General features: G+C 36.8%; 24 protein-coding genes. 14 read left to right on the plus strand and 10 right to left on the minus strand.

Annotation, left to right across the window (positions count from 1 at the left end):
• Positions 1 to 30: 30 nt before the first annotated feature.
• The 4 genes from lpxK to IE155_RS00175 all read left to right on the plus strand — a co-directional run bounded on the left by lpxK (position 31) and on the right by IE155_RS00175 (position 3,367).
• Positions 31 to 1,047, plus strand: coding sequence for a tetraacyldisaccharide 4'-kinase (lpxK, locus tag IE155_RS00160; protein ID WP_189376075.1), 1,017 nt, complete (start codon positions 31 to 33; stop codon positions 1,045 to 1,047).
• A 52-nt stretch (positions 1,048 to 1,099) separates the two neighbouring features.
• A complete protein-coding gene (locus tag IE155_RS00165; protein ID WP_189376076.1) occupies positions 1,100 to 1,285 on the plus strand; it encodes a Trm112 family protein in 186 nt (61 codons plus the stop codon).
• A gap of 9 nt (positions 1,286 to 1,294) precedes the next feature.
• A complete protein-coding gene (gene kdsB, locus IE155_RS00170) occupies positions 1,295 to 2,062 on the plus strand; it encodes a 3-deoxy-manno-octulosonate cytidylyltransferase (RefSeq protein WP_189376077.1) in 768 nt (255 codons plus the stop codon).
• 192 nt (positions 2,063 to 2,254) lie between these two features.
• Positions 2,255 to 3,367, plus strand: coding sequence for a DUF3083 family protein (locus IE155_RS00175; RefSeq protein ID WP_189376078.1), 1,113 nt, complete (start codon positions 2,255 to 2,257; stop codon positions 3,365 to 3,367).
• Between the two features lie 87 nt (positions 3,368 to 3,454).
• Here IE155_RS00175 and IE155_RS00180 read toward each other — a convergent pair whose 3' ends face one another.
• Positions 3,455 to 3,760: a DUF6172 family protein gene (locus IE155_RS00180; RefSeq protein ID WP_189376079.1), complete on the minus strand. Its 306-nt coding sequence runs from the start codon at positions 3,758 to 3,760 to the stop codon at positions 3,455 to 3,457.
• A gap of 279 nt (positions 3,761 to 4,039) precedes the next feature.
• Here IE155_RS00180 and IE155_RS00185 point away from each other — a divergent pair, with 279 nt between their 5' ends.
• The 5 genes from IE155_RS00185 (at position 4,040) to IE155_RS00205 (ending at position 7,633) form a co-directional block, all read left to right on the plus strand.
• Positions 4,040 to 4,771 carry an AzlC family ABC transporter permease gene (locus IE155_RS00185; RefSeq protein WP_189376080.1) on the plus strand — a complete coding sequence of 244 codons (732 nt, stop codon included), beginning with the start codon at positions 4,040 to 4,042 and terminating at the stop codon, positions 4,769 to 4,771.
• A 4-nt stretch (positions 4,772 to 4,775) separates the two neighbouring features.
• Positions 4,776 to 5,087, plus strand: a complete 312-nt coding sequence (locus tag IE155_RS00190; protein WP_189376081.1) for an AzlD domain-containing protein — start codon at positions 4,776 to 4,778, stop codon at positions 5,085 to 5,087.
• Positions 5,088 to 5,161: 74 nt separating this feature from the next.
• The gene (locus tag IE155_RS00195; RefSeq protein ID WP_189376082.1) at positions 5,162 to 5,695 is read left to right on the plus strand and encodes an RNA polymerase sigma factor; all 534 of its coding nucleotides are present in this window, start codon (positions 5,162 to 5,164) and stop codon (positions 5,693 to 5,695) included.
• A 1-nt stretch (position 5,696) separates the two neighbouring features.
• Positions 5,697 to 6,086: a DUF6768 family protein gene (locus IE155_RS00200; protein WP_189376083.1), complete on the plus strand. Its 390-nt coding sequence runs from the start codon at positions 5,697 to 5,699 to the stop codon at positions 6,084 to 6,086.
• 107 nt (positions 6,087 to 6,193) lie between these two features.
• The gene (locus IE155_RS00205) at positions 6,194 to 7,633 is read left to right on the plus strand and encodes a zinc-binding metallopeptidase family protein (RefSeq protein ID WP_189376084.1); all 1,440 of its coding nucleotides are present in this window, start codon (positions 6,194 to 6,196) and stop codon (positions 7,631 to 7,633) included.
• A 72-nt stretch (positions 7,634 to 7,705) separates the two neighbouring features.
• Here IE155_RS00205 and IE155_RS00210 read toward each other — a convergent pair whose 3' ends face one another.
• A complete protein-coding gene (locus IE155_RS00210) occupies positions 7,706 to 8,827 on the minus strand; it encodes a 1-acyl-sn-glycerol-3-phosphate acyltransferase (RefSeq protein ID WP_189376085.1) in 1,122 nt (373 codons plus the stop codon).
• A 327-nt stretch (positions 8,828 to 9,154) separates the two neighbouring features.
• Between IE155_RS00210 and hpf the strand changes: the two genes are divergently transcribed.
• Positions 9,155 to 9,511, plus strand: coding sequence for a ribosome hibernation-promoting factor, HPF/YfiA family (gene hpf, locus IE155_RS00215; RefSeq protein WP_189376427.1), 357 nt, complete (start codon positions 9,155 to 9,157; stop codon positions 9,509 to 9,511).
• A gap of 250 nt (positions 9,512 to 9,761) precedes the next feature.
• Positions 9,762 to 10,181: an alternative ribosome rescue aminoacyl-tRNA hydrolase ArfB gene (arfB, locus tag IE155_RS00220; protein WP_189376086.1), complete on the plus strand. Its 420-nt coding sequence runs from the start codon at positions 9,762 to 9,764 to the stop codon at positions 10,179 to 10,181.
• A gap of 113 nt (positions 10,182 to 10,294) precedes the next feature.
• On the opposite strand, the gene purL is transcribed toward arfB, so the two are convergent.
• Entirely contained in the window at positions 10,295 to 14,230 is a 3,936-nt protein-coding gene (purL, locus tag IE155_RS00225) for a phosphoribosylformylglycinamidine synthase (protein ID WP_189376428.1), read from the minus strand.
• 155 nt (positions 14,231 to 14,385) lie between these two features.
• Here purL and mltF point away from each other — a divergent pair, with 155 nt between their 5' ends.
• From mltF to IE155_RS00235, 3 genes are all read left to right on the plus strand, one after another.
• A complete protein-coding gene (mltF, locus tag IE155_RS00230) occupies positions 14,386 to 15,846 on the plus strand; it encodes a membrane-bound lytic murein transglycosylase MltF (RefSeq protein WP_189376087.1) in 1,461 nt (486 codons plus the stop codon).
• A 148-nt stretch (positions 15,847 to 15,994) separates the two neighbouring features.
• Positions 15,995 to 16,129, plus strand: a complete 135-nt coding sequence (locus IE155_RS18050; RefSeq protein WP_268245231.1) for a hypothetical protein — start codon at positions 15,995 to 15,997, stop codon at positions 16,127 to 16,129.
• Between the two features lie 139 nt (positions 16,130 to 16,268).
• Positions 16,269 to 18,071, plus strand: a complete 1,803-nt coding sequence (locus tag IE155_RS00235) for a DUF885 domain-containing protein (RefSeq protein WP_189376088.1) — start codon at positions 16,269 to 16,271, stop codon at positions 18,069 to 18,071.
• Positions 18,072 to 18,219: 148 nt separating this feature from the next.
• Here the strand turns inward: IE155_RS00235 and tadA are convergent, their stop codons facing one another.
• From tadA to IE155_RS00270, 7 genes are all read right to left on the minus strand, one after another.
• Complete coding sequence (gene tadA / locus IE155_RS00240) at positions 18,220 to 18,753, minus strand: tRNA adenosine(34) deaminase TadA (protein WP_373295345.1); 534 nt, start codon at positions 18,751 to 18,753, stop codon at positions 18,220 to 18,222.
• A 1-nt stretch (position 18,754) separates the two neighbouring features.
• Positions 18,755 to 19,921: a radical SAM family heme chaperone HemW gene (hemW, locus tag IE155_RS00245; protein ID WP_189376089.1), complete on the minus strand. Its 1,167-nt coding sequence runs from the start codon at positions 19,919 to 19,921 to the stop codon at positions 18,755 to 18,757.
• Positions 19,922 to 19,924: 3 nt separating this feature from the next.
• Positions 19,925 to 20,527 (minus strand): XTP/dITP diphosphatase, encoded by a 603-nt coding sequence (locus IE155_RS00250; RefSeq protein WP_189376090.1) that lies wholly within the window; start codon positions 20,525 to 20,527, stop codon positions 19,925 to 19,927.
• 165 nt (positions 20,528 to 20,692) lie between these two features.
• A complete protein-coding gene (locus IE155_RS00255; protein ID WP_229816908.1) occupies positions 20,693 to 21,133 on the minus strand; it encodes a DUF4426 domain-containing protein in 441 nt (146 codons plus the stop codon).
• Between the two features lie 62 nt (positions 21,134 to 21,195).
• Entirely contained in the window at positions 21,196 to 21,744 is a 549-nt protein-coding gene (locus IE155_RS00260; protein WP_189376091.1) for a YggT family protein, read from the minus strand.
• 51 nt (positions 21,745 to 21,795) lie between these two features.
• Positions 21,796 to 22,605, minus strand: coding sequence for a pyrroline-5-carboxylate reductase (gene proC / locus IE155_RS00265; RefSeq protein WP_189376092.1), 810 nt, complete (start codon positions 22,603 to 22,605; stop codon positions 21,796 to 21,798).
• A 71-nt stretch (positions 22,606 to 22,676) separates the two neighbouring features.
• The gene (locus IE155_RS00270; RefSeq protein ID WP_189376093.1) at positions 22,677 to 23,348 is read right to left on the minus strand and encodes a YggS family pyridoxal phosphate-dependent enzyme; all 672 of its coding nucleotides are present in this window, start codon (positions 23,346 to 23,348) and stop codon (positions 22,677 to 22,679) included.
• Positions 23,349 to 23,376 lie beyond the last annotated feature (28 nt).

Consider the following 23,376-nt stretch of genomic DNA (forward strand, 5'->3'; position numbering starts at 1 on the left):
TGGCTTTACTTATAAAGTTAAAGGCAAGCTATGCGATTAATTGAAAAAGTTTGGTTTTATCAACACCCAGCTAAGTGGCTATTGGTGCCATTATTATTTCCTTTGTCGCTCGTTTTTTATTTATTAACAAGTTTAAGACTGTTTTTATATAAGAGTGGTATTAAGCGTTCAATTAAACCGATTTTACCTGTGGTAGTTGTGGGAAATATTGGTATTGGAGGTAATGGAAAAACTCCCGTCGTTATTTTTTTGATTGAGCAATGTCAGCGAATGGGAATAAATGTTGGTGTTATTAGCCGTGGCTATGGTGGTAAAGCTCAGCACTACCCCTATTTACTTGATGAGACCTCAACGGCAATAGAAGCAGGAGATGAACCCTATCTTATCTACCAGCGTTGTAATGTACCTGTTGTTGTTGGCGCTGATCGTATTAAAAGTGCAGCGTTACTTGCTGAGCATGGTTGTCAGTTAATTATTTCTGACGATGGCTTGCAACACTATCGTTTACAACGAAGTTTAGAAATTATAGTAATCGATGGTAAAAGGCTTTTTGGTAATGGACTTCTATTACCCGCAGGCCCTTTACGCGAATGTACTTCGCGATTAACAACTACGCCACATTTAATTGTTAATGGTCAGTTATCATTAATTGATAAAGTTAATTTTCCCTATGTTTCTATGGAACTTACTGCAAGTAAGGTTATTAACCTTAAGTCGGGAGAGGTTATATCCATTGACGCTTTTTGTGCACAGTATGATAAAGTAAATGCTATTGCTGGCATTGGAGATCCTCAACGTTTTTTTAATACATTAACTCAACTTGGATTAAGCATTGAAAGTTGTGAAGGTTTTGTTGATCATCAAACGTATAGCCAATCAAGTTTTGACAGATTTAACGAGAATATTCCATTATTAATGACAGAAAAAGATGCGGTTAAATGTTATACGTTTTCTCAAGCGCATTGGTGGTATTTACCGGTAGATGCCAGTTTTAATGATGAAATAAATAGTTTAATTAATGATATTAAAAACTTAGTAAATACTTAATTAAGTGTTTATGAGTATTTTATAAAATATAAGTAGAGATAAGAGAACACTAATGGCCTTCGATATTAAATTATTAGAAATTTTAGCGTGCCCAGTTTGTAAAGGAAAACTAGATTATAACAAAGAGCGAAAAGAGCTTATTTGTAATTTTGATCGTTTAGTTTATAACATTGTTGACGATATACCTGTGCTTTTAGAAAGTGAAGCACATCGCTTAACTGATACCGAAAACACATAGAGTAATATTATGTCTTTTGTTGTAATTATTCCTGCTCGGTATGAGTCGTCTCGATTACCGGGAAAAGTGCTTGCTGATATTGCTGGCAAACCAATGATCCAATGGGTTGTTGAAAAGGCAAAAAGTAGCGGGGCAAGTAAAGTTATTGTCGCAACAGATAATGATAAAGTAGCATTGGCTGTTGAAGGATTTGGGGGAGAAGTTTGTCGAACGCGAGCAGATCACCAGTCGGGTACTGAACGTTTAGCTGAAGTTGTAGAACTATATCAATTTCCAGCTGATCAAGTGATTGTTAATGTACAAGGAGACGAGCCTTTTATTCCACCTGAAAATATTAGTCAGGTAGCCCATAATTTATCAAATCAATCAAAGGCTAGAATGTCTACACTATCAATGACTATTGATGATGTAGAAGAAGCGATCAACCCTAATGCAGTTAAAGTGTTATGTGATAAAGACGGCTATGCATTATATTTTAGCCGCGCAACTATTCCATATGATCGAAATCGCTTTTTAAACAAGGACAGCATCACAGAAATAGGTAGTTTCTATCAACGTCATATTGGTATTTATGCTTATCGTGCAGGATTTATAACAGACTATGTCACTTGGCCAGCGAGTCAACTAGAGCAAATTGAATCTTTAGAGCAATTAAGGGTGCTATGGCAAGGTGAAAAAATTCATGTGGCAGTTGCACAAACGCGATTACCGGTTGAAGGCGTAGATACACCAGAGGACCTTGAAAAGGCCAGAAAGTTTGCTCAGAGCTTTAACTAAAGTGATTCTTTTTTCATAATAGTTTTAGGAAAATGTATTACTAGAGTTGATAAACCAACATTGAATTTAGTATATACCTTTTCCTAACTAACATATTCTTTTTTATTTTCATTATATTGATTTGTATCACATTTTATTCATATATGCTTAGGTATAATAACAAGCAATTATAATCATAGATGGATATATATTATGCCTATTTCACGTGCTCGTAGCACCCAACATAAAGTCTTCATACCTAAATCAGCGCGTAGCAATCAGTATATTATGGTTAAACTTCCGCTAACGGACGCATTTGTTGCTAAACATGCGAAACTTATTAATAAAGACAGTGAACAACCATACAAGGCGCTTTATCAAAACCTTGAAGAAAGCTTTTTTGAAATAAACAATAAGCATGATATTGAAAGTGGGCAATTTATTGCTAGCGATAAATTTGTACGTGTACGTTATAGCCCTGAAAGACTGACGGTAGAAACTACACAACAAATATTGTTTTTGTATAATCCGCGTAATCATTATAGTCAAAACAGTTATATAACGGGTGAAAAGCAAGTAGAAAAAATCACTTTGTTATATCTAGCTAATGGTGATGATGTTCGCGTGGACTCAGCTAAGTTTCATCAAAGAGTCTCTAATGCATTAAAAGAGTTTATGGAAAAAATTGGCGCTCAAGAGAATACGGTGCGTTTTTGTGATCACCAGCATTTAACGTACGACTTGTTTGCTAAAGATAAAGGTGTTACAGGCACTACTGCTCATAAATTTAGAACGATTAAAAACCGCTATGCGGTAGACGAAGTCACCATGCCTGAAAAAAGAGATGTGTTAACTTACGTTGTTGCTGATATTCCTGTAAATCGTCGTATTAAAAATTTAGTTGATTTTGATAAATCAACTAATGAACCTTATCAAGCGCTTTATAATGAAGTTAATCTTGCTGTGTCTGCGGCGGCAAAGCAGTTTGGGTTAACTGATGGTGCAGTTATCGCCAATGATAAATTTCCTATTGTTCGTTCAAGAGATAAGTTAAGAATTAAAGCTGATGGAGAAATTTTAAAGTTAGGTTTTAATCCTTTTGAACCTTGTAACACAATTTCGTTTATTAGTGATGGTAATGACTTGGTTGATTCAATACAAATAGTCTTTGTTGCCACAAAAGATGATAAAACAAGTTATGGTTATGGTAAGTTTTTGAACCATGTTGAACTGGCGTTACGTTCAGTGGCAAGTAAACTTAATTATATCAATGAACGCGAAGAATTAGTCGTTCGTGTACACCAACATATTGGTTATGATTTATAATTTATATTAGATTTTGAATGAAAAGAAAGGGAAGTTAACAGCGGTTAACTTCCCTTTTTTATAATATGTTGTCGATGGTCTATAACTTTAGTCTTGATCAGCTTGATCAAGTGAAGACATACGGTGGCCTGGTTTTGCTATAATCTCAAGATAAAACGATTCAAGTTCAAGCTTGTCGGCTTCATCAATACATTTATTAATGGCAGATAAGTGTATTTCTTTCGCATCGTCTTTTGTTTTTCCGTATTGGCAATCGAAGTCTAAATAATCAGCGCCTTCAGGTAATGTTTTATTACGCTCACGTTTAATATATTTTTTGACTTCATGTTTAATCGCATCAACCAAGCGTGGGCGTTTAATTTTTTCGTGAACGAGTGAAAACGTTTTTTTCATAACAATCCTAATGACCAAGTAATGTCGAGATAAATACGGGTGATGAACCCAAGTGAGCCTATTATAACTGATAAATACAATGAAGAGATTAAATAGTTAAATAAAAACATATTTATAAGCATTCCACATAAAGATGCAGGATTCAACTGGAATTATAAACGAATTTAGTCACGGATTTATTGCTCAAGATCCAATCTAAGTTTTCAGCGAACAGTATCAATTTAACCTATTTATCGGTTACAGTTTAGTGCTTAAAAGTAACCTCAATAAAAGCGATTAATGAAAATACACTCTTCTCTTGTTATAAAATTATTTAAAAAAGGCTTCTGGGATATGTTACCGCTAAATTTGGCGGTTATTCCTTGGGGGATATTATGTGGTTCCCTTGCTATTCAACGTGACTTTACTGTACTTGAAGCGCTACTCATGCCTTTAATCGTATTTGCCGGTTCTGCACAATTGGTTGCTACTGAGCTTATCGCTAACAATGCACCATTGGCCACCATTTTATTTACCACCTTTATTATTAGTTCTCGTCACTTTCTGTATGGCTTAGCATTTCGCGATAAAATATCAAAATTACCAACTAAATGGCGGCTTAGCTTAGGTTTTTTGTTAACGGATGAACTCTTTGCTCTCTCGGGTGATAACAAAGCGTTTAAAGGGGTTTATCGACTTTTTTATGCATTAGCCGCAGGCGGTAGTTTTTATTTATGTTGGTTACTGTGGAATATTATTGGTATTTTTGCGGGTGCATACTTACCTGACTTAACGACATTAGGTTTAGATTTTGCTATTGCCGTTACCTTTATTGCTTTAGTTATTCCAAGTGTGACTAATTTTCCTATGCTTATTACTGTGCTTGTTGCGGGAATTTCTGCTGTTGTGTTTAAGTTATGGCAATGGCAATTAGATTTGGTTGCCGCATCATTGCTGGGAATGTATGCAGGTTATATTAGCTATAATATTCAGGCTAAATTTTCTTTAGCACAAACGGCTAAGGAGAAGTAATAACATGACATTACTCACTATTTTCTTACTGGCACTCATTACTTTTACCACGCGCTATTTGTTTTTACATCCTAAAATTCCTGTGAGACTAGGCCCTAAAATGATCCGCTTTTTAAGCTTTAGTGCACCAGCGGTACTAACGGCTATTTGGGTGCCTATTATTTTTGTACAACAAGGACAATTCATTCAATCTTGGACAAATCCATATTTAGTTGCTGCAACTGTTGGCGTAATTACAGCGGCTAAAAGTAAAAGTGTCTATCTGACGTTGTTTATCAGTATGGCTGTTTTTATTGTCATGCGTGTTGGCTTATAAAAAGAGATGAACCTTTCTAGTCTTTAATTCGTCTATGGGGTACAAGTCGTTATAAAGGGCGAAAAAATTCTAATATGGAACAAGCAAAAGTAGAATTACTGGTGATTGAAATGCAGCAAGGCAGTGAACCTGCATTTAAAGAAGTATTCGATTACTTTCAACCAATGCTTTTGCGCTTTGCCTACAAAACTTGTCGAAATGAGCAAATGGCGAAAGATGCTGTGCAAAATAGCTGGTTAAAAATAGTAACATCTATTAAGAAGTTAGAAGATCCAAGAAGGTTCAAAAGTTGGATTTACCAAATGGTTCGCTGGCAAAGCTTAGATTTAATCAAAAAGGCAAATAATGAAAAGATTGATTTTACAGATATGGAAGTTAATGAAGGGGAGCTAAATTCAAATAAAGTAGATGAAAAAGAAAATTCATTATTAGCCATTATAGATCTATTACCTGATATAGACCGTCAAGCTATTTACCTTTTTTATTTGGAACAAATGCCAATTAAAGATATTGCCATTATTTTATCTATACCAATTGGCACAGTTAAATCTCGACTTAATCGAGCACGAAATACACTGAAAGTTAAACTGCAATCGTTAGGAGAGTAATATGAATTTAGATGAAAGAATTAAACAAGAATTGAGTGATGAAGCCGAGCATTTGGACCAGTTACTAACCCAAGACCAAGGTATATTTTCGATGCTTGCTAATGCTTATAAAGGGTCATTAGGGCGATGGTTAGTTATTGTCACTGTTGCAGCGTTACTTGTTTCTGGATTGATGTTGTATTCTGGGTATCAGTTCTTTTTTATTGAAGGAGATAGTGCTTTTAAACTTCAATGGGGATTAACCTTACTATTAGCGACTATGGTGCAAATAGCGTTAAAAATGTGGTCTTTTATGGAAATGAATCGCCAGTCTAGCTTACGGGAAATTAAACGTTTAGAACTTATGGTAGAAACGCTTATTAATAAAATAAGTAATGAAAAAACGGGTTAAAATTCTACTTTGTCGACGTTTGTTTACTTCTTATCGATAAATACTTGTCATAGAGGTTTATTCGCTTTTATTATAAAGGGGAATTTATCTAAGGAATTAAAGTAATAATGAATTTTAAATCAGCCTTAACTGCCGTTGCAATAGTGAGTGCATTAGCACTTTCAAACCAAACTTTGGCAGCAGATGAAAAAAATAACGATGAGAAAAAAGAGCAAGCCTCAAGTTGGTTAAACCTATCTCAAGGTGAATTAAAAGCGGTAGAAGCTTATGCAACAAACTATAAAGAGTTTATCTATAATGCACCTACAGAGTTAACGTTTGTTAAAGAAGCGATTAAACGCGCTGAAGCGAATGGTTTTAAACGTTTAACTGAAAAAAGTAATTTAAAGCCAGGTGCTCGATTTTATGATGTAAACCGTGATCGTGCTATTTCATTAATTGTTATTGGTAAAAAGGGCTTACAGCAAGGTACTCGTATTGTTGGTTCACATATTGACTCTCCGCGCTTAGAATTAAAAGGCCGTCCACTTTATGAAAAGCAAAAATTTGCATTATTTCAAACCTATGTTCATGGCGGAATTAAAAGCTATCAGTGGGTTAATATTCCATTAGCGTTAGTGGGGCGTGTTGATAAAAAAGATGGAACGGTTGTTGAAATATCTATGGGGTTTGATGAAAAAGATCCTATTTTAATGGTGCCAGATCTTGCTCCACATGTTGATCACCCTAACCGCAATCGAACAAGTCGCGATGTTATACAAAAAGAAGAGCTTGATGTCATTATTGCGTCTAAGCCTGACTTTGAAAAATCAATTAAACAGGTAGTAGAAGATTACTTAACAGCTAATTACAACATTAGCGTAGAAGATTTTGTTTCAGCTGAATTAGCCTTAGTGCCAGCGATGAAACCAAGAGATGTTGGCTTTGATCGTAGCATGATCGCTGCCTATGGCCATGATGATAAAGCTGCATCTATTGCCTCTGTTGCTGCAATTATGGAACAAAAATTACCAGAGTATACCTCTATCGCTTTTCTTGTTGATAATGAAGAAGTGGGGAATATTAATAATACAGGCGCAAAGTCTAGTTACTTAGTCGATCTATTAAGTGGCATGCTTTATAACCAGCAAGGCAAAGACTATAACGAGTATAATCTGAGAAAGTTATTAAGAAATACTAAAGTGGTTTCTACTGATGTTAACCCAGGTGTTCACCCAACTTGGTCAGGTGTTTGGGAATTAGGTAATGCGCCACGTTTAGGAAATGGTATCAATATCAAACTTTACGGTGGTGGGTTTAATGCCAATTCTGAGTACACCGCATGGACACGTAATTACTTGGACGAGAATAACATTAAGTGGCAAACTTCTACATACAAAGGAAAGGCTTCTGGCGGTACTATCGGAAGTTCATTATCGGACGATAATATGGAAGTTATTGATTTTGGTGTACCGATTTTATCTATACATTCGCCGTATGCTGTTGGCTCTAAGGTTGATTTATACTCACTTTACAAAGCAATGTCGGCATTCTTTGCGCAGAAGTAGACAGTTAAGTTAGTAAAGGGATCGTTTGATCCCTTTTTGTCTTTAATATCTATAACTTAAACGTAATTACTACTAAACGTGATCTATATCATTGGCTGTTAATGATTTTTTTGCAAAAACCGGGTTTGCATACATCGTTAATAGCCAGCGTTTTTGAACTTCGCTTAAATCTTTAACACGTTCGAGTAATTGTGGAATAAGCTCATTTTCAGGAATTTCGTTATGGAGTACTTGATAGGCTGATTGGTTGCTTTCGTAGAGTTTATAATTATTGATTATTTGCCTGTCAATTTCTGCGGCTATAGCTTTACTATCAGTAAAGTCACCAATAATTGGATCACCAAAGGCGATATGTATGCGACCTTTTTGACCCACAATACCTTGGGTAATACTTTTTAAATCTTCATCGGCAGTCTTTTTATAATCACCATTAGTTTCTTTTTGAGCTAATTCAATGGCTTTATCATGATCGCAAGGATCGAACTCATAAGAAATTGATACAGGAACTATATTTAATTCGGCTAAATAATCACTAATAGGCATTGCTTTATCTTTATTTAACAACAACATTGAGATAAGGGCGGCGTTAGTTTTATCCATTCCATCTTTAGCACGACCTTCACGCTGAGCTATCCAAATGTTTTGCTGATTATCAGTTAGGCTATGATGGATATAAGCAGATAATGTTTTTGACGCAGTTAACATCTCTCGTTTTGTTTTTTCGCTGCGTTTTACAATAAAGCTTTTATTAATCCGCATTAAATCAGCAACCCACGTTTTATGTAATAAATTATCACCAACGGCGGCTTCTACAGTTTTTGCATTACATTTAAATAAGGCCCAATTAATCAAAGCGACATCTAAAACAATATCTCTATGATTGCTTATAAAAAGTATTGGCTTATTAAAATCTAAGTTATCAACACCATCATACGAGAAACCTTTGGTAGAATTCTCGACAAGCTTATGTAGATATTTGGCTACGTGGAGTTGAATATCATCGATAGTACGCCAATTTTTTATTTTCTTCTTCAAAGACCATTGTACTATTTTACGCGTTAAAGAAGGAAAGCGCTTAGTTAATTTAGGTACTAAAAATGTGGCTATCGCGTTAATGAGTTCAGGTTCATTGGCAAGCTTTTTCAATACATCTACAACCTCATTATCACGATAAGGTCGAATATCTTCAAACATTTAACTATCTCTAATCTTCATTAATAGGTGATCTATAATAGACAGCATTGTAACTGATATTAATGTGAAATATAGATAAAAGGATGAAATAATCTTAACGTTAGTTATAAAATTTTTACGACTGTTTTAGTTATTTATAATTTTCTAAAGTAAATTATTACTGATGATTTTTATATTTATTGTTTAGCACAAAAATTTTTGAATATTAATTCGTTGTAATAATAGGGGCTTGTAATATTTATTTAATTATTTCACTTTTTTTACTTGCGTTTTTTGGGTTTAACCCCAAGTCTTATAGTGAGTAACAAATATAAAAAGGAAAACCAAATGAAGATAAATATTTCTGGTCACCACGTCGAAGTTACTAAATCTGTTAGAGAACATATTGAGGAAAAGTTCTCAAAAATAGCATCACATTTCCCGACACTTATCTCGATAGATGTCATTCTTTCCAAAGTACACGGTAAGCACCATGTAGAGCTTACCACCAATTATGAGGGGGTACGAATTGCGACAGAGTGCACAGATGCAGTAATGTATCCAGCCATTGCCAGTGCGATTAAAAAATTAGATTCAGCCCTTAAGCATAGAAAAGGTCAACTGAAAGCAAATTTACATGCTAAGCCTACTTGTACCAGTGATGAAATTGCACATGAAAAAGTACAATCGCTTGATTTAGCTTAGTTACTATTCATTTATTCAGAGGACGGGGAGCTTAGCTTCCCGTTTTTGATCTTATTATTTAATTCGTAGATTGCCTTTGCCTTCAAGGATGGCAGTTGTAGGTCAATTCAGGGGTACTTATCTTACAAGCCAACAAACGCATCACCATTTTTCCTTATAAATACACGGCCTATAATTGAATGTGTTATGACTTAAATCGAAAGCTAGATAATGATATAGTGTATTTTTATTTAAGAGGCACTTTTAACACGTGATTGCAATTTCAAATACTGTACAACTTGCCGATAACGAAGTTGAATTAGTGGCTATTCGTGCACAAGGTGCTGGTGGTCAGAATGTAAATAAAGTTTCTTCTGCGATACATTTGCGTTTTGATATTCAAGCTTCTTCATTACCTGAGTTTTATAAAGAAAACTTGCTCGCATTAAAAGATAAACGTATTACAAAAGACGGAGTGATAGTGATTAAGGCGCAACAACATCGCACTCAAGAACTTAATCGAGAAGATGCAATAGAACGCCTCGTTGAGTTAATTAAAAGTGTTGCTGTTGTGCAAAAAATTAGACGAGAAACTAAACCCACACGTTCCTCTAAATTAAAGCGTTTAGAAAGTAAGACCCAGCGTAGCCAAGTTAAACAACGTAGAGCAAAAGTGACAGGAATAGAATAGTGATATCTACAAAGTAGGGTTGTAGATACAACGCTATGACAAGATCAAAAAAGCCGAATATGACATTCGGCTTTTTACGTATCTAGACAGGTAAGTTTGAACTTATCTGCGGCTTATCCCACAAACTTACGTGCATTTCTAAACATTCGTACCCAAGGTGAATCTTCTTGCCATTCATCGGGGTGCCATGAATTTGAAACTGTTCTGAACACACGCTCTGGATGTGGCATCATTATCGTTACACGACCGTCAGTTGTGGTTAATGCGGTAATTCCATCTGGTGAGCCGTTAGGGTTTGCCGGATAAGTTTCAGTTACTTTTCCGTAGTTATCAACAAATCGCATTGACACTGTACTAGAGTTATTCGCTGCACTAATTGCTTCATCAGAAGAAAATTCCGCGTGGCCTTCGCCATGAGAAACCGCTATTGGCATGCGTGAACCTTCCATGCCTTTAAAGAAGATTGACGGACTTTCTTGAATTTCTACTAATGAAAAACGCGCCTCAAAACGTTCCGACTTATTTTGAACAAAGTGTGGCCAAGTCTCTGTACCTGGAATAATTTCTTTTAAATTAGATAGCATTTGACAGCCGTTACACACACCTAAACTAAAAGTATCTTCGCGGTGGAAAAAGGTTTTAAACATTTCGCGTGCTTTAGAGTTAAATAGAATTGATTTTGCCCAACCTTCACCAGCGCCTAATACATCACCATAAGAGAAACCGCCACAAGCAACTAAGCCATTGAAATCAGCTAAATCTACTCGACCGGATAGAATATCTGACATGTGTACATCAATTGCGATAAAGCCAGCACGATCAAATGATGCTGCCATTTCAACATGCGAGTTAACCCCCTGTTCACGTAAAATAGCCACTTTAGGGTTGGTAATATTAGGTGCGTCTTTAGCAATTAAATCAGCGACAATATCTTCATTAATATCAAAGGTTAGATTAACGTTTAAGCCGGGATCTTCAGTATCGTATTTAACATCGTATTCTTGTTGAGCACACGCAGGATTATCACGTAACGATTGCATTTTTAACGTAGTTTCAGCCCAAACTGTGCGGTAATAAGTACGAGAGTTTTCTAAGACAACTTCTTCATTGCGAGTAAATGTGATCATGTCAGTATTGTTTAAACTACCAATATCAGTACACAATTCAAGTATGCCATGTTGCGAAAAGACTGCGTGAACAGCCTCTACATCACTTTCACGAATTTGAATAACAGCACCTAATTCTTCATGGAATAATATTTCTAAATTAGTCCCATTGAATGCTGATAAATCAATATCAACGCCCGTGTGTCCAGCAAAGGCCATTTCTGCAACTGTAGTAAATAAACCGCCGTCAGATCTGTCATGATAAGCTAATAGTTTTTCATCACGTACTAAGGCTTGTATCGCGTTAAAGAAGCCTTTTAAGTGCTCTGCGTTATCAACATCGGGAGTTTCTTTACCAAGTTGCTTATAAACTTGTGCTAAACATGAACCACCTAAGCGATTTTTACCATTGGATAAATCAATGGCTACTATACGGCTATCACCTTTATCGGTTCTTAATTGAGGAGTTACTGTTTTACGAATATCTTCAACACGGCCAAAAGCGGTGATCAACAATGAAAGTGGTGATGTTACAGATTTTTCTTGTGCTGTGCCGTTATTATTCTCAGTCCATGTGGTTTTCATCGACATAGAATCTTTACCAACAGGAACGGTTAACCCTAATGCAGGGCAAAGCTCTTCACCTACTGCTTTTACCGCTTCGTATAAACCGGCATCTTCACCAGGGTGACCTGCTGGTGACATCCAGTTAGCTGAAAGCTTAATACGATTTAAATCGCCAATATCAGTACCGGCAATATTAGTGAGAGACTCAGCAATCGCTAAACGTGCTGATGCGCCATAGTTAAGTAAGGCTACCGGCGTACGTTCACCAATTGACATGGCTTCACCGTGATATGAATCAAGTGCCGCTGCTGTTACACCACAATCAGCAACGGGGACTTGCCAAGGACCTACCATTTGATCTCTAGCTACCATACCCGTAACTGAGCGATCGCCAATAGTAATTAAGAACGTTTTTTCCGCAATAGTAGGTAAACGTAACAGTCTATCTGCCGCTTCACTCACACTTACAGTACTAAGTTCTAGGGTTTTCCCCGTTTCTTTAGATGATTGAACATCTTTAATAATTTTAGGTGTTTTACCTAATAATACGTCAAGGGGTAAATCAATAGGGGTGTTTTTTTCTGGATCATCAGCAAAGTGTGAATCTGTAACGGTTAAATGTTCTTCTTCGGTAGCTTTACCAACAACGGCAAAAGGAGCACGTTCACGGGCACAAATTGCTTCAAAAATAGGAAGTTGTTCATCAGAAACCGCTAACACATAGCGTTCTTGAGATTCGTTACACCAAATTTCGTGTGGTGCCATGCTGCGTTCGTCGTTTGGTACATTACGTAATTCAAATTTACCGCCACGACCGCCGTCTGAAACAAGTTCAGGAAATGCGTTTGATAAACCACCGGCGCCCACATCATGAATAAATAGAATTGGGTTTTCATCACCTAGCTGCCAACAACGGTCAATTACTTCTTGGCAACGGCGTTCCATTTCTGGATTTTCACGTTGTACCGAGGCAAAGTCTAAGTTTTCTGCTGATTGGCCTGACGCCATACTAGAAGCTGCACCGCCACCTAAACCAATATTCATTGCTGGGCCACCTAAGGCAATTAAGTTAGCGCCAACACAAATTTCGCCTTTTTGAACATGCTCATCTCGAATATTACCTAAACCACCGGCAAGCATAATAGGTTTATGATAACCACGCACTTCTTCGCCGTTAAATGAGTTTACTTTTTCTTCGTATGTGCGGAAGTAGCCTAAAATTGCAGGGCGACCAAATTCATTGTTAAATGCTGCGCCCCCTAATGGACCTTCAAGCATAATATCTAATGCGGTAACAATACGTTCAGGTTTACCGAAGTCAGTTTCCCATGGTTGTTCAAAGCCGGGAATACGTAAGTTTGATACTGAAAAGCCTACTAAACCTGCTTTAGGTTTTGAACCTACACCGGTTGCACCTTCATCACGAATTTCACCACCAGAACCTGTTGCTGCACCAGGGTAAGGTGAAATAGCAGTAGGGTGGTTATGGGTTTCAACTTTCATCAATATTTGAATATCTTCATGATGATAACCATATTCGTTGGTTTGTGGGTCAGGGAAGAAACGACCTCCTTCAGAGCCAACCATTACTGCTGCATTATCTTTATAAGCACTTAATACATAATCAGAATTAATTTCATGAGTATTACGGATCATTTTAAATAATGATTTTGGCTGTTTTACTCCATCAATAGTCCAGTCAGCGTTAAAGATTTTATGGCGACAATGCTCTGAGTTTGCTTGAGCAAACATATACAGTTCAATATCATGAGGATTACGGCCAAGCTTGATAAAGTTTTCAGCTAAATAAGTAATTTCATCGTCAGCTAATGCTAAACCTAAATCAATGTTGGCTTTTTCTAATGCTTCACGACCACCACCAATAACGTCTACCGAGGTAAATTCGCCAGGCTCTGCGGTCGAAAATAGTGCTTGGGCATCGTTAAATTCAGCAAATACTGACTCCATCATGCGGTCAGAAATTAAATTGTTTAATTGTTTTTCTTGCTCTGAAGTTAACGTGTCGTTTGATACATAGTAAGCAATACCACGCTCTAAACGAATAACTTTATTTAATCCACAGTTATGGGCAATATCAGTAGACTTTGAAGACCATGGTGAAATTGTACCAGGGCGTGGTGTTACCAGTAATAAGGAGCCTGTTGGTTCGTGTTCTTCAATAGTAGGGCCATAGGTTAAAAGTTTTGCTAATACATTTGATTCATCAGCATCTAGTTCTGCTGATAAATGTGCAAAGTGGGTAAACTCCGCATAAATGTCATTAACGGGCAGGCCCGCTTCAGCACACTGAGAAAGTAGCTTTTTTATTCTAAAATCTGATAGTGCCGGAGCGCCACGAAGGGTTTGGATCAACATCGCCATTAGTCTACTCACTGGTAAAAATAATTAGGGGGAAAAATCGCGCGTATTATAGAGGAATTAACCTGTTTTGATAAGGAAAAGTTTGCAGGATTGAAACTATAATAAAAAAGTCCTTTATCAATAAATAAAATAACGACACAATATGAACCATGAACCAATATAAATTTAACGTTTTTAAAAACGGCTATTTTTCCACGCTGCTGTGCATTGTACTCATTGCATTGCTGCAAGGGTGTAAAAGTGAACCCGAACATGCCAGTTTATCGCGTATTATTGAGCGAGGTTATATTACGGTTGGCACTTCGTTTGGTTCTACAAGTTATTATATTGGTGCTGAAGGCCCCACCGGTTTTGAATATGAATTAGCGCAAAAATATGCAGAATATTTAGGTGTTGATCTTAAAGTAGTACCTAGCTATAACCTAGATGAGCTTTTCTCTAAGCTTGATTCTGGCGAGGTTGATATACTTGCCGCAGGCCTTACGGTAACCCCTAACCGAGTAGCGCATTATAACTTTTCCCCAAGTTATAACCGTATTAGCCAAAAACTCGTTTTCAAGCAAGGTAAAGACCGACCACGAAATCTAGATCAGCTTAACGGTAAATTGTTAGTGACGGCCAATTCTAGTCATGTTGAAAACTTAGAAAATCTTAAAATAGATAACCCCTTACTCACTTGGGAAGAAACTGTTGAGCTAGACATAGAAGAGTTATTACTTAAAGTTTTAGATGAATCAATAGATTACACAATTATAGATAGTCATACTTTGGCAGTGAGTCGGCGTTATTACCCTGAAATAAGTATTGGCTTTACCGTTCAGTCAGAACAGCCATTGGCATGGGCAATAAGCCGAAAAGGTGACGATAGTATTTTTGCTAGTACTATAGAGTTTTTTGGCCAAGTCCATCATGATGGTACCTTACTTGCCCTTGATGATAAATACTATGGCCACGTAGAACAGTTTAATTATGTTGATACCCGACTATTCATTCAGGCGGTAGAGCAAAAATTACCAAAGTATCGTCATCTGTTTGAAAAATATGGACAAGAAATAGATTGGCGTTTATTAGCTGCTATTAGTTATCAGGAATCTCATTGGGAACCTCATGCGCGTTCATATACGGGCGTACGAGGTATGATGATGTTGACCTTGCCTACAGCCAAGCAAATGGGTATTAAGAGTCGTCTTGATGCTGAACAAAGTGTACGTGGTGGGGCAAAGTATTTTAAGCGCATGTTTGATCGTATGCCGGCTCGTGTACCTCACCCTGATCGGCTTTGGTTCGCTTTAGCCTCATACAATGTTGGCTTAGGACATTTAAACGATGCACGTGCTATCACTAAAAAACAAGGTGGTGACCCTGATCGTTGGGTGGAAGTAAAAGCACGATTGCCATTATTAAAGCAAAAGAAATACTATAAGCATACACGCTATGGCTATGCGCGGGGGGATGAACCCGTTAATTATGTTGAAAATATTAGACGTTACTACGATACATTAACGTGGATGGATGATAAACAACGGCAAGAAAATGAGCTAAAAAATAAGCTATTAACACCTGAAGAACAAATTGTTACAACTGAAGTAGCGGAAACAACAGGAGGTTGAGCTGTTTCGCTGGACAAAGCCTTGAAATTGTCATAAAACGGTCATAGTTATAGTGAATACTATAAACAATTAATCAATTAGTGATCTGCATATGCAGATTATAGTGAAGACAAGGTGATTAATTACATTAACTTTACAGGAGATAACTATGTTAAATAGATCGAGAAGACTTTCTCAAGCAATACAACGTAAACGTGTACAAAACAGGCTAAAACAAAAATTAAGTTGCCGCCGACATTCTCAGTTTATACAAGAAACCCATAGCCAATTAGCTCAATCATAATTGGCTTTTTCTTTTCTATCCCCTTACTTTATTACTAACATTCAACTTATAATCCAGCCCCTTTATCGTTCAATGCTATTTATCTGATGTTAATTAGGCTATGTTGCTAATAACAATATTACAATAAATAGGTTTTTATATGAGTCGTTTATTTACTCAGCTTTTGGTGGTAACGACCACTATTATCTCGTTAACTGCTTGTCAAACCACACCACAAAAAATAAGTGCTGACCAAGCCTTTGATAGCACAGTAGAGCAATTATTAAATCAACGTGCCGGTAAAGGTGCCTATAAAGTTGTCTCAGCAGATAATAAAAAGCGTTATTGGCCTGATTTATCACCACAATATTTACAAACTCAGTTTGCACAGCGCCAAGCATTAGCGACTCAATTTGAACAAATAGATCAAACGGCATTATCAGCTGAGAATAAAATTAACTACGCTATTATTAAAGCGCAGCTTGATAACCGAATTGCCAATTATCAGTTTAAATCACATTACCTACCACTTAATTCAGAGTCAGGGTTTCATTCTAATGTTAATTTTATGATTGACAGTACTGAGTTTTCAACGGAACAAGATATTGAAAATTATGTGAATAAAATGGCGGCTTTGCCTGAATATTTTGAGCAAAATATTTATTGGATGCGCCAAGGCTTAGCGTCAGGGATTACTCAGCCGCAAGCGGTATTAATTGGATATGAACAGTCAATTAGTGCCTTTATTCCTAAAAATATAGAGCAATCAGTATTTTTTAAACCCTTTGCATCAGTCTCTAACTTACTTGATCAAGCTCTCGTAAAAGCACAGCGCGATAAGCTTAGTTCTTTGTTATCAACACAAATTATTCCAGCGTATGAAAATTATTATCAATTTTTTACGCAAGAGTACTTTCCTAACGCTCGAAAAAATATTGCGCTATCGTCCACACCTGATGGTCGCGCTTTTTATGAAAACAGAGTCAAGCACTTTACGACCACCGCGATGAGCGCAGAAGAGGTTCATCAATTAGGCTTACGTGAAGTTGCACGAATTCGCGCTGAAATGGATGAAGTTATTCTGAAAACAGGCTTTGAAGGTAGTTTTGCTGAATTCACTCACTTTTTACGTACCGACCCACAATTTTATGCAAAAACACCACTCGAATTAATTAAAGAAGCATCGTATATTGCAAAACAAATTGATGCCAAGCTGCCTTCGTTATTTAAACATTTACCGCGAACGCCATACGGAGTATCACCAGTACCAGAGGCTATTGCGCCAAAATATACCACAGGACGTTATAGTAGACCGGCAACGGATCGTCATGCGGGTTCGTACTGGGTAAATACCTACGCATTAGATAAACGTCCGCTTTATGCTTTACCTGCGTTAACACTGCACGAAGGAGTGCCAGGTCATCATTTACAAATATCACTTAATAGTGAATTAGACAATCTCCCTTCGTATCGTCAACGTGCTTATATTTCAGCTTTTGGTGAAGGTTGGGGGTTATACTCAGAATGGTTGGGTATAGAAGTTGGTATTTATACCGATCACTATGCTGATTTTGGTCGACTCAGTTATGAAATGTGGCGTGCTGCGCGTTTAGTTGTTGACACGGGTATGCACATGAAAGGCTGGTCAAGAGCGCAAGCAATGGACTTTATGAAAGATAACACGGCGTTATCACTGCATAATATAAAAACTGAAATTGACCGTTATATTTCATGGCCGGGACAAGCCTTGTCGTACAAAATAGGTGAAATAACCATTAGAAAATTACGCCAACAAGCAGAAACTGAATTAGCGCGTGATTTTGATGTACGTGAATTTCATTATCATGTGTTGAAAAATGGCTCTGTACCATTAAGTGTATTAGAACAACAAATTGAAGATTACATTCAACAAGTGAAATTAACTAGTTTAGTAAAAGCGTCGTTAAAAAAAGCAAAAGTATAAAAAAGGCTGTTGTTTAAATTGCCAAATTTTATAAGCGTGTGTCCTAGTCAATCTATTGAAAATCAATTTTAATATCTAAATTAAACTACATTCATGGTGTATTCTATCATCATGAATGTAGTGTTTATTCAAATTATTCTCTTTATTTCTAAGTATTTGACTTTCTATTTTTCATCGCTTTTTTCTCAGCCCTACGGCGTTGAAAAAATGTGGATAACTGCTCACTGCATTGCTCAGCTAATACTCCTGAAACCACTTCAATTTGGTGATTTAATTTCTCATGATGGGTTAAACAAAACACACTGCCAGCACTACCCGTTTTAAGATCGGCAGCTCCAAACACTAAACGTTTAATACGGCTATGCACTAATAAACCTGCGCACATAGGGCAAGGCTCTAAAGTAACGTATAAAGTGCAATCGATCATGCGATAATTATTAAGTACGTTACCTGCTTGGCGAATCGCTAACATTTCAGCATGGGCAGAAGGATCATTAAGCATAATAGACTGATTATAGCCTTCACCAATTATCTCATTATTCGCCACGACAACAGCGCCTACCGGTATTTCATTATGTTGCTGGGCAATATCAGCTAATGCTAATGCACGCTGCATATAGGTAATATCAAGTCGTTGTTGTATATCGTTTTCAATCATGGCTTTTGGGGGCTTGTTAGGCATATTAAATAGTTAAAAACATTTCAAGTAAGTCATTAAGGTAACGATGACCTAATTCTGTTACCTGCCAATTTGAGTCAGTATGGATCATTAAGCCTTTTGTTTCTGCAAGGGTTAAAATGGGTAATATTATTGAAGCAGAAAGGCCTGTTGTTTGCTCAAAGTGTTCAAGGGTAAAGGCTTGTTTTAAGCGCAGAAAATTCATCATAAATTCAAATGGTAGTTCATCTGTTGTTACTGTGACTAATTTATCTAATGCTTGTCGATTAACATCTAAATAGCCTTTAGGATGTTTTACTTTTACTGTTCTATGTATTTGGTTGCTCACTGTGTCGGTAACTTTACCGTGAGCGCCACAACCGATGCCTAGGTAATCCCCAAACTGCCAATAATTTAAATTGTGTTGGCATTGTTTACCTGTCTTACTATAAGCCGATATTTCATATTGATGATAACCTGCTTGGGTAAGTAGTGCTAAGCCTTGTTCTTGAATGTCCCAAAGGGTATCGTCTTGCGGTAGCTTAGGTGGCTTTGAATAAAAGGCTGTATTAGGTTCGATAGTGAGTTGATACCATGAAATATGATCAGGGTTTAATGATATCGCAATGCGTAAATCGTCTAAGGCATTTTCTAATGACTGATTCGGTAAACCATGCATTAAGTCTAAATTAAAACTTTTTATCCCCGCTTCTTTAGCTAATTTTGCGGCGACTTTTGCTTGTTTGCTATCGTGAATACGTCCTAGCTTTATGAGTTTATCGGAGGCAAAGCTTTGTACACCAATGGAAAGGCGAGTAACACCGGCTTGGGCAAAACCTTTGAACTTGTCTGCTTCTACTGTACCCGGATTGGCTTCTAAAGTTATTTCAATGTCACTGTTATGTTCAAAACGCGATAGAACTTGCTCAAGTATTGAACCAATACCTTGGGCAGAAAATAAACTGGGGGTGCCACCGCCAATAAAAATACTATGAAGAGGGCGGTTTGTTAATGAAAAATGTTTAATATCATCATCTAAATCTTTAATAAGCTCTTCAATATACGCTTGTTCTGGTATTTCTTTTTGGCCTTTACCTTTGCCAAATTCATGTGAATTAAAGTCGCAATACGGACATTTTTGTACGCACCAAGGAATATGAATGTAAAGCGAAAGGGGAGGGGCAGTCAGCATCGGTTATTTTACTTTTTTTAAGTGTTGAACTAATTGTTTTAAGGCTTGGGCACGATGACTCAATTGATTCTTTAACTCTCGTGGTAATTGTGCTGAGGTCATTTGTTGTGCTTTAAGCCAAAATAAAGGATCGTAGCCGAAGCCTTGCTCACCTTTAGCCTCGGTTAAAATACTGCCTTCCCAAACACCGTGACAAACAACAGGCGTAGGGTCTAAATGATGTTGCATAAACACTAAAACACAGTGAAAACGTGCGCTACGATTTTCAATATTCTGCATTGCTTTTAATAGCTTGGCATTATTAAGCGCATCGTTTGCATGTTCACCCGCATAGCGAGCCGAGTAAATACCAGGTGCACCGTTTAGTGCATCAACTTCTAAGCCTGAGTCATCTGCAATTGCAGGCAACCCTGTTATTTCTGAGGCATGTCTGGCTTTAATAATGGCATTTTCAATAAATGTTGTACCTGTTTCATCAGCATCTGAAACGTTAAACTCGCTTTGTGGTTTAATGTTAATGCCATATTGCGAAAGTAAGTTATCTAGCTCTTTTACTTTACCAGGATTACCTGTTGCCAGTACGATTGTCGAATTGAATGTTGACATAAATTACCTTGCCCTAAACGGTGTTGTTTTCAGCGCGCATCATATCTTATTCACTATAAAAGTGACAATAAATGTGGGGTACTGAAATAGCTAAAGCGGATAAAAAAACGCAAAGCGTGTACTTTGCGTTTTAATAGAGAAAATGTCTTGGTGATTATGTATTAGTTAATCCACATAAAATTTTTGAGAAAATTTAAGTGTTTGGGTTTCTTTACCATCAGTAATTGATAAGTCAAAAATGATGGTTTCATCATTTCTGTAGTTAACTTGGCCAAGATAATAAATAGCGTCACCTTCTTTTACTTCGGTAAATTCAAGATCTTTCTTTTGACCCGTTAAATTTTTAGCCGTACCAGTAATACTGACAGTTTTTGCTGGATTGCCCTCAACGGTATTATCCATTACAGAAATATTTACTAATCCGTTAAAACGGCTACGCTCAATATTATAGGCCGTGGCAATTTCAGGGGTTAAAAACGTTGCTGAAATTGCTATGTAATGAACATTCATGTTACCAAGTTTTTGCATGTTATCGGCAATGCTATGAAATGATAACGCAAGTGTAAGTAATAAAAATGTAATGACTTTACTCATCAAACTATTCATTGTTGCTCCTTTGTTGTGTTGTAAATAACAGGCTTAGTATTCAAAGTTAAGCTTGTTGTTCTTTACAGCATTGCCCAATAAGGTATCCATCCTGACAGTAAAATATTAATGACATTTAATAATAAAAAAGCAATTAATACGGATAAATCTAAACCACCTAAACTGGGGACTATTCGGCGAATAGGATTTAAAAAAGGCTCCGTTAGTTGATGTAATATAGCTTGAGTAGGGTTATAACCTTGTACTACCCAGCTCATTACTGCCATCGCTAACATGAGAATAAATAATAAAAAACCGACTTGTTTAATTGAAAAAAGCAGACCAAAGTACATTGCCGCAAGCGGGTCAAATGGGCCACCATTAAGCATAGGTATAATAATAAATTTAGCGCTGGAAACGATAAGTATTAAAAGAATACTCGCGATATCTAAACCCGCAAAGCCAGGGATTATTCGGCGTAATGGTATAACCATTGGATTGGTGACTTTCACAATAAATTGGCTAAGGGGATTATAAAAATCCGCTTTTACCATTTGTAGCCATACGCGGAAAATGAGTACTAAAACTAAAGCATCTAAGACAAACTTAAGCAAATAATTAATTGCTTCCATTAAAAAACTCCAAAATTATTGTTTGTTCATGTTTTTAATTAATATAAATGGCTACTCTTTTGCCATTTCTTGAGCGCGTTTAACTGCGCTATCCATTGCATCTGTTACTAACTGTTCTAAACCACCTTCAATTAATGTGGTTAAAGCCGCTTGTGTCGTACCACCTTTAGAGGTGACATTTTGACGTAATTGACTAATGGGCATATCGTTATTAATGACCATTTGCGCTGCGCCAAGGGCTGTTTGCTGCACTAAAGCACGGCTTTCTTGTTCTGTAAAACCATATTCTATCGCTTTGTTCTGCATGGCTTCCATAAATAAGAAGAAATATGCAGGGGCTGATCCCGAAACCGCTGTTATATGATCAATACCTGCTTCACTGTTAAGCCATTTTATAATACCAACAGATTCCATTAATTCGCTTGTTTGTTGCTTTTGCTCATCATTAACTTCATCAGATGCAAATAAACCACTAACCCCAAAGCCTAATTGAGATGGTGTGTTAGGCATTACACGTATGACGGGTTGTTTACTATTTAATGCTTGTTGGATCTGTTCAATAGTACAACCTGCGGCCACCGATACAAAGCATTTGTTGGCAATAGAAGTGTTACTTGAAATGTCAGCGCATACTTGAGCAATTAAATAAGGCTTTACACCTAATATGATGTAATCTGCAAAGTCGACGGCTTCAATATTAGAATGAGTATTCAACACTGAGCATTGTTGGCTTAATGCTTCACGTTTTGGTGCCGAAGGGTTTGCAACGATAATGTTTTTGGGTGAAAACCCTTTATTTACTAACCCTGAAATGATGGCACCATTCATATTTCCTGCACCAATAAATGCTAGCTTTGTCATATATCTCCTTAAGTTAAATAGTTAATTATTATCACTATTAAAAAATCAATGTAATTTTATCATAAGCGCAATTACCTTTCACCAAAAATGGCTGTGCCAATACGTACCATAGTTGTTCCAGATGCTATTGCTTCATTCATATCGTTCGACATTCCCATCGAGAGAGTATCAACGGTTTTATAGCGCTGTTTTAAGTCATCAAATAAGCGTTTCATTTGCTGAAAGCTGTGTGTCGTATTATTTTTTTCAGGTATGGCCATTAAGCCTCGTAAGGTCAAGTTAGGAGATAAATGTACTTGCTCTGCAAGGGGAGCTAACTCATTAATGGCAACCCCTGATTTTGAACTTTCTTGGCTAATATTCACTTGTAAACAAATGTTTAGCGGGGTATGGTTGCAAGACCTTTGTTCATTTAAACGAGTGATAACTTTGGCTCTATCAACACTTTGCACCCAATCAAAATGTTCAGCAATAAGCTTAGTTTTATTAGACTGAATGGGACCAATATAATGCCAAACTATATGTTGCAAATGTGTCAATTGACTAATTTTATCAACGGCTTCTTGAATATAGTTTTCACCAAAACAGCGTTGGCCTGTTTGGTAAGCCTGTTCAATCATTTCAATAGGTTTTGTTTTACTGACGGCAAGCAATGTAATTTGCTCTGGCGATCTGTTGGCTTGTTGACAAGCATTTTCTATTTGCAGATTTATTGCTGCAATATTATCTTTAATACACATCATAAAATAAGTATAGCCTTTCAGCGTTTCG

This window comes from Thalassotalea profundi (assembly GCF_014653195.1).
Taxonomy (GTDB): Bacteria; Pseudomonadota; Gammaproteobacteria; order Enterobacterales; family Alteromonadaceae; genus Thalassotalea_B; species Thalassotalea_B profundi.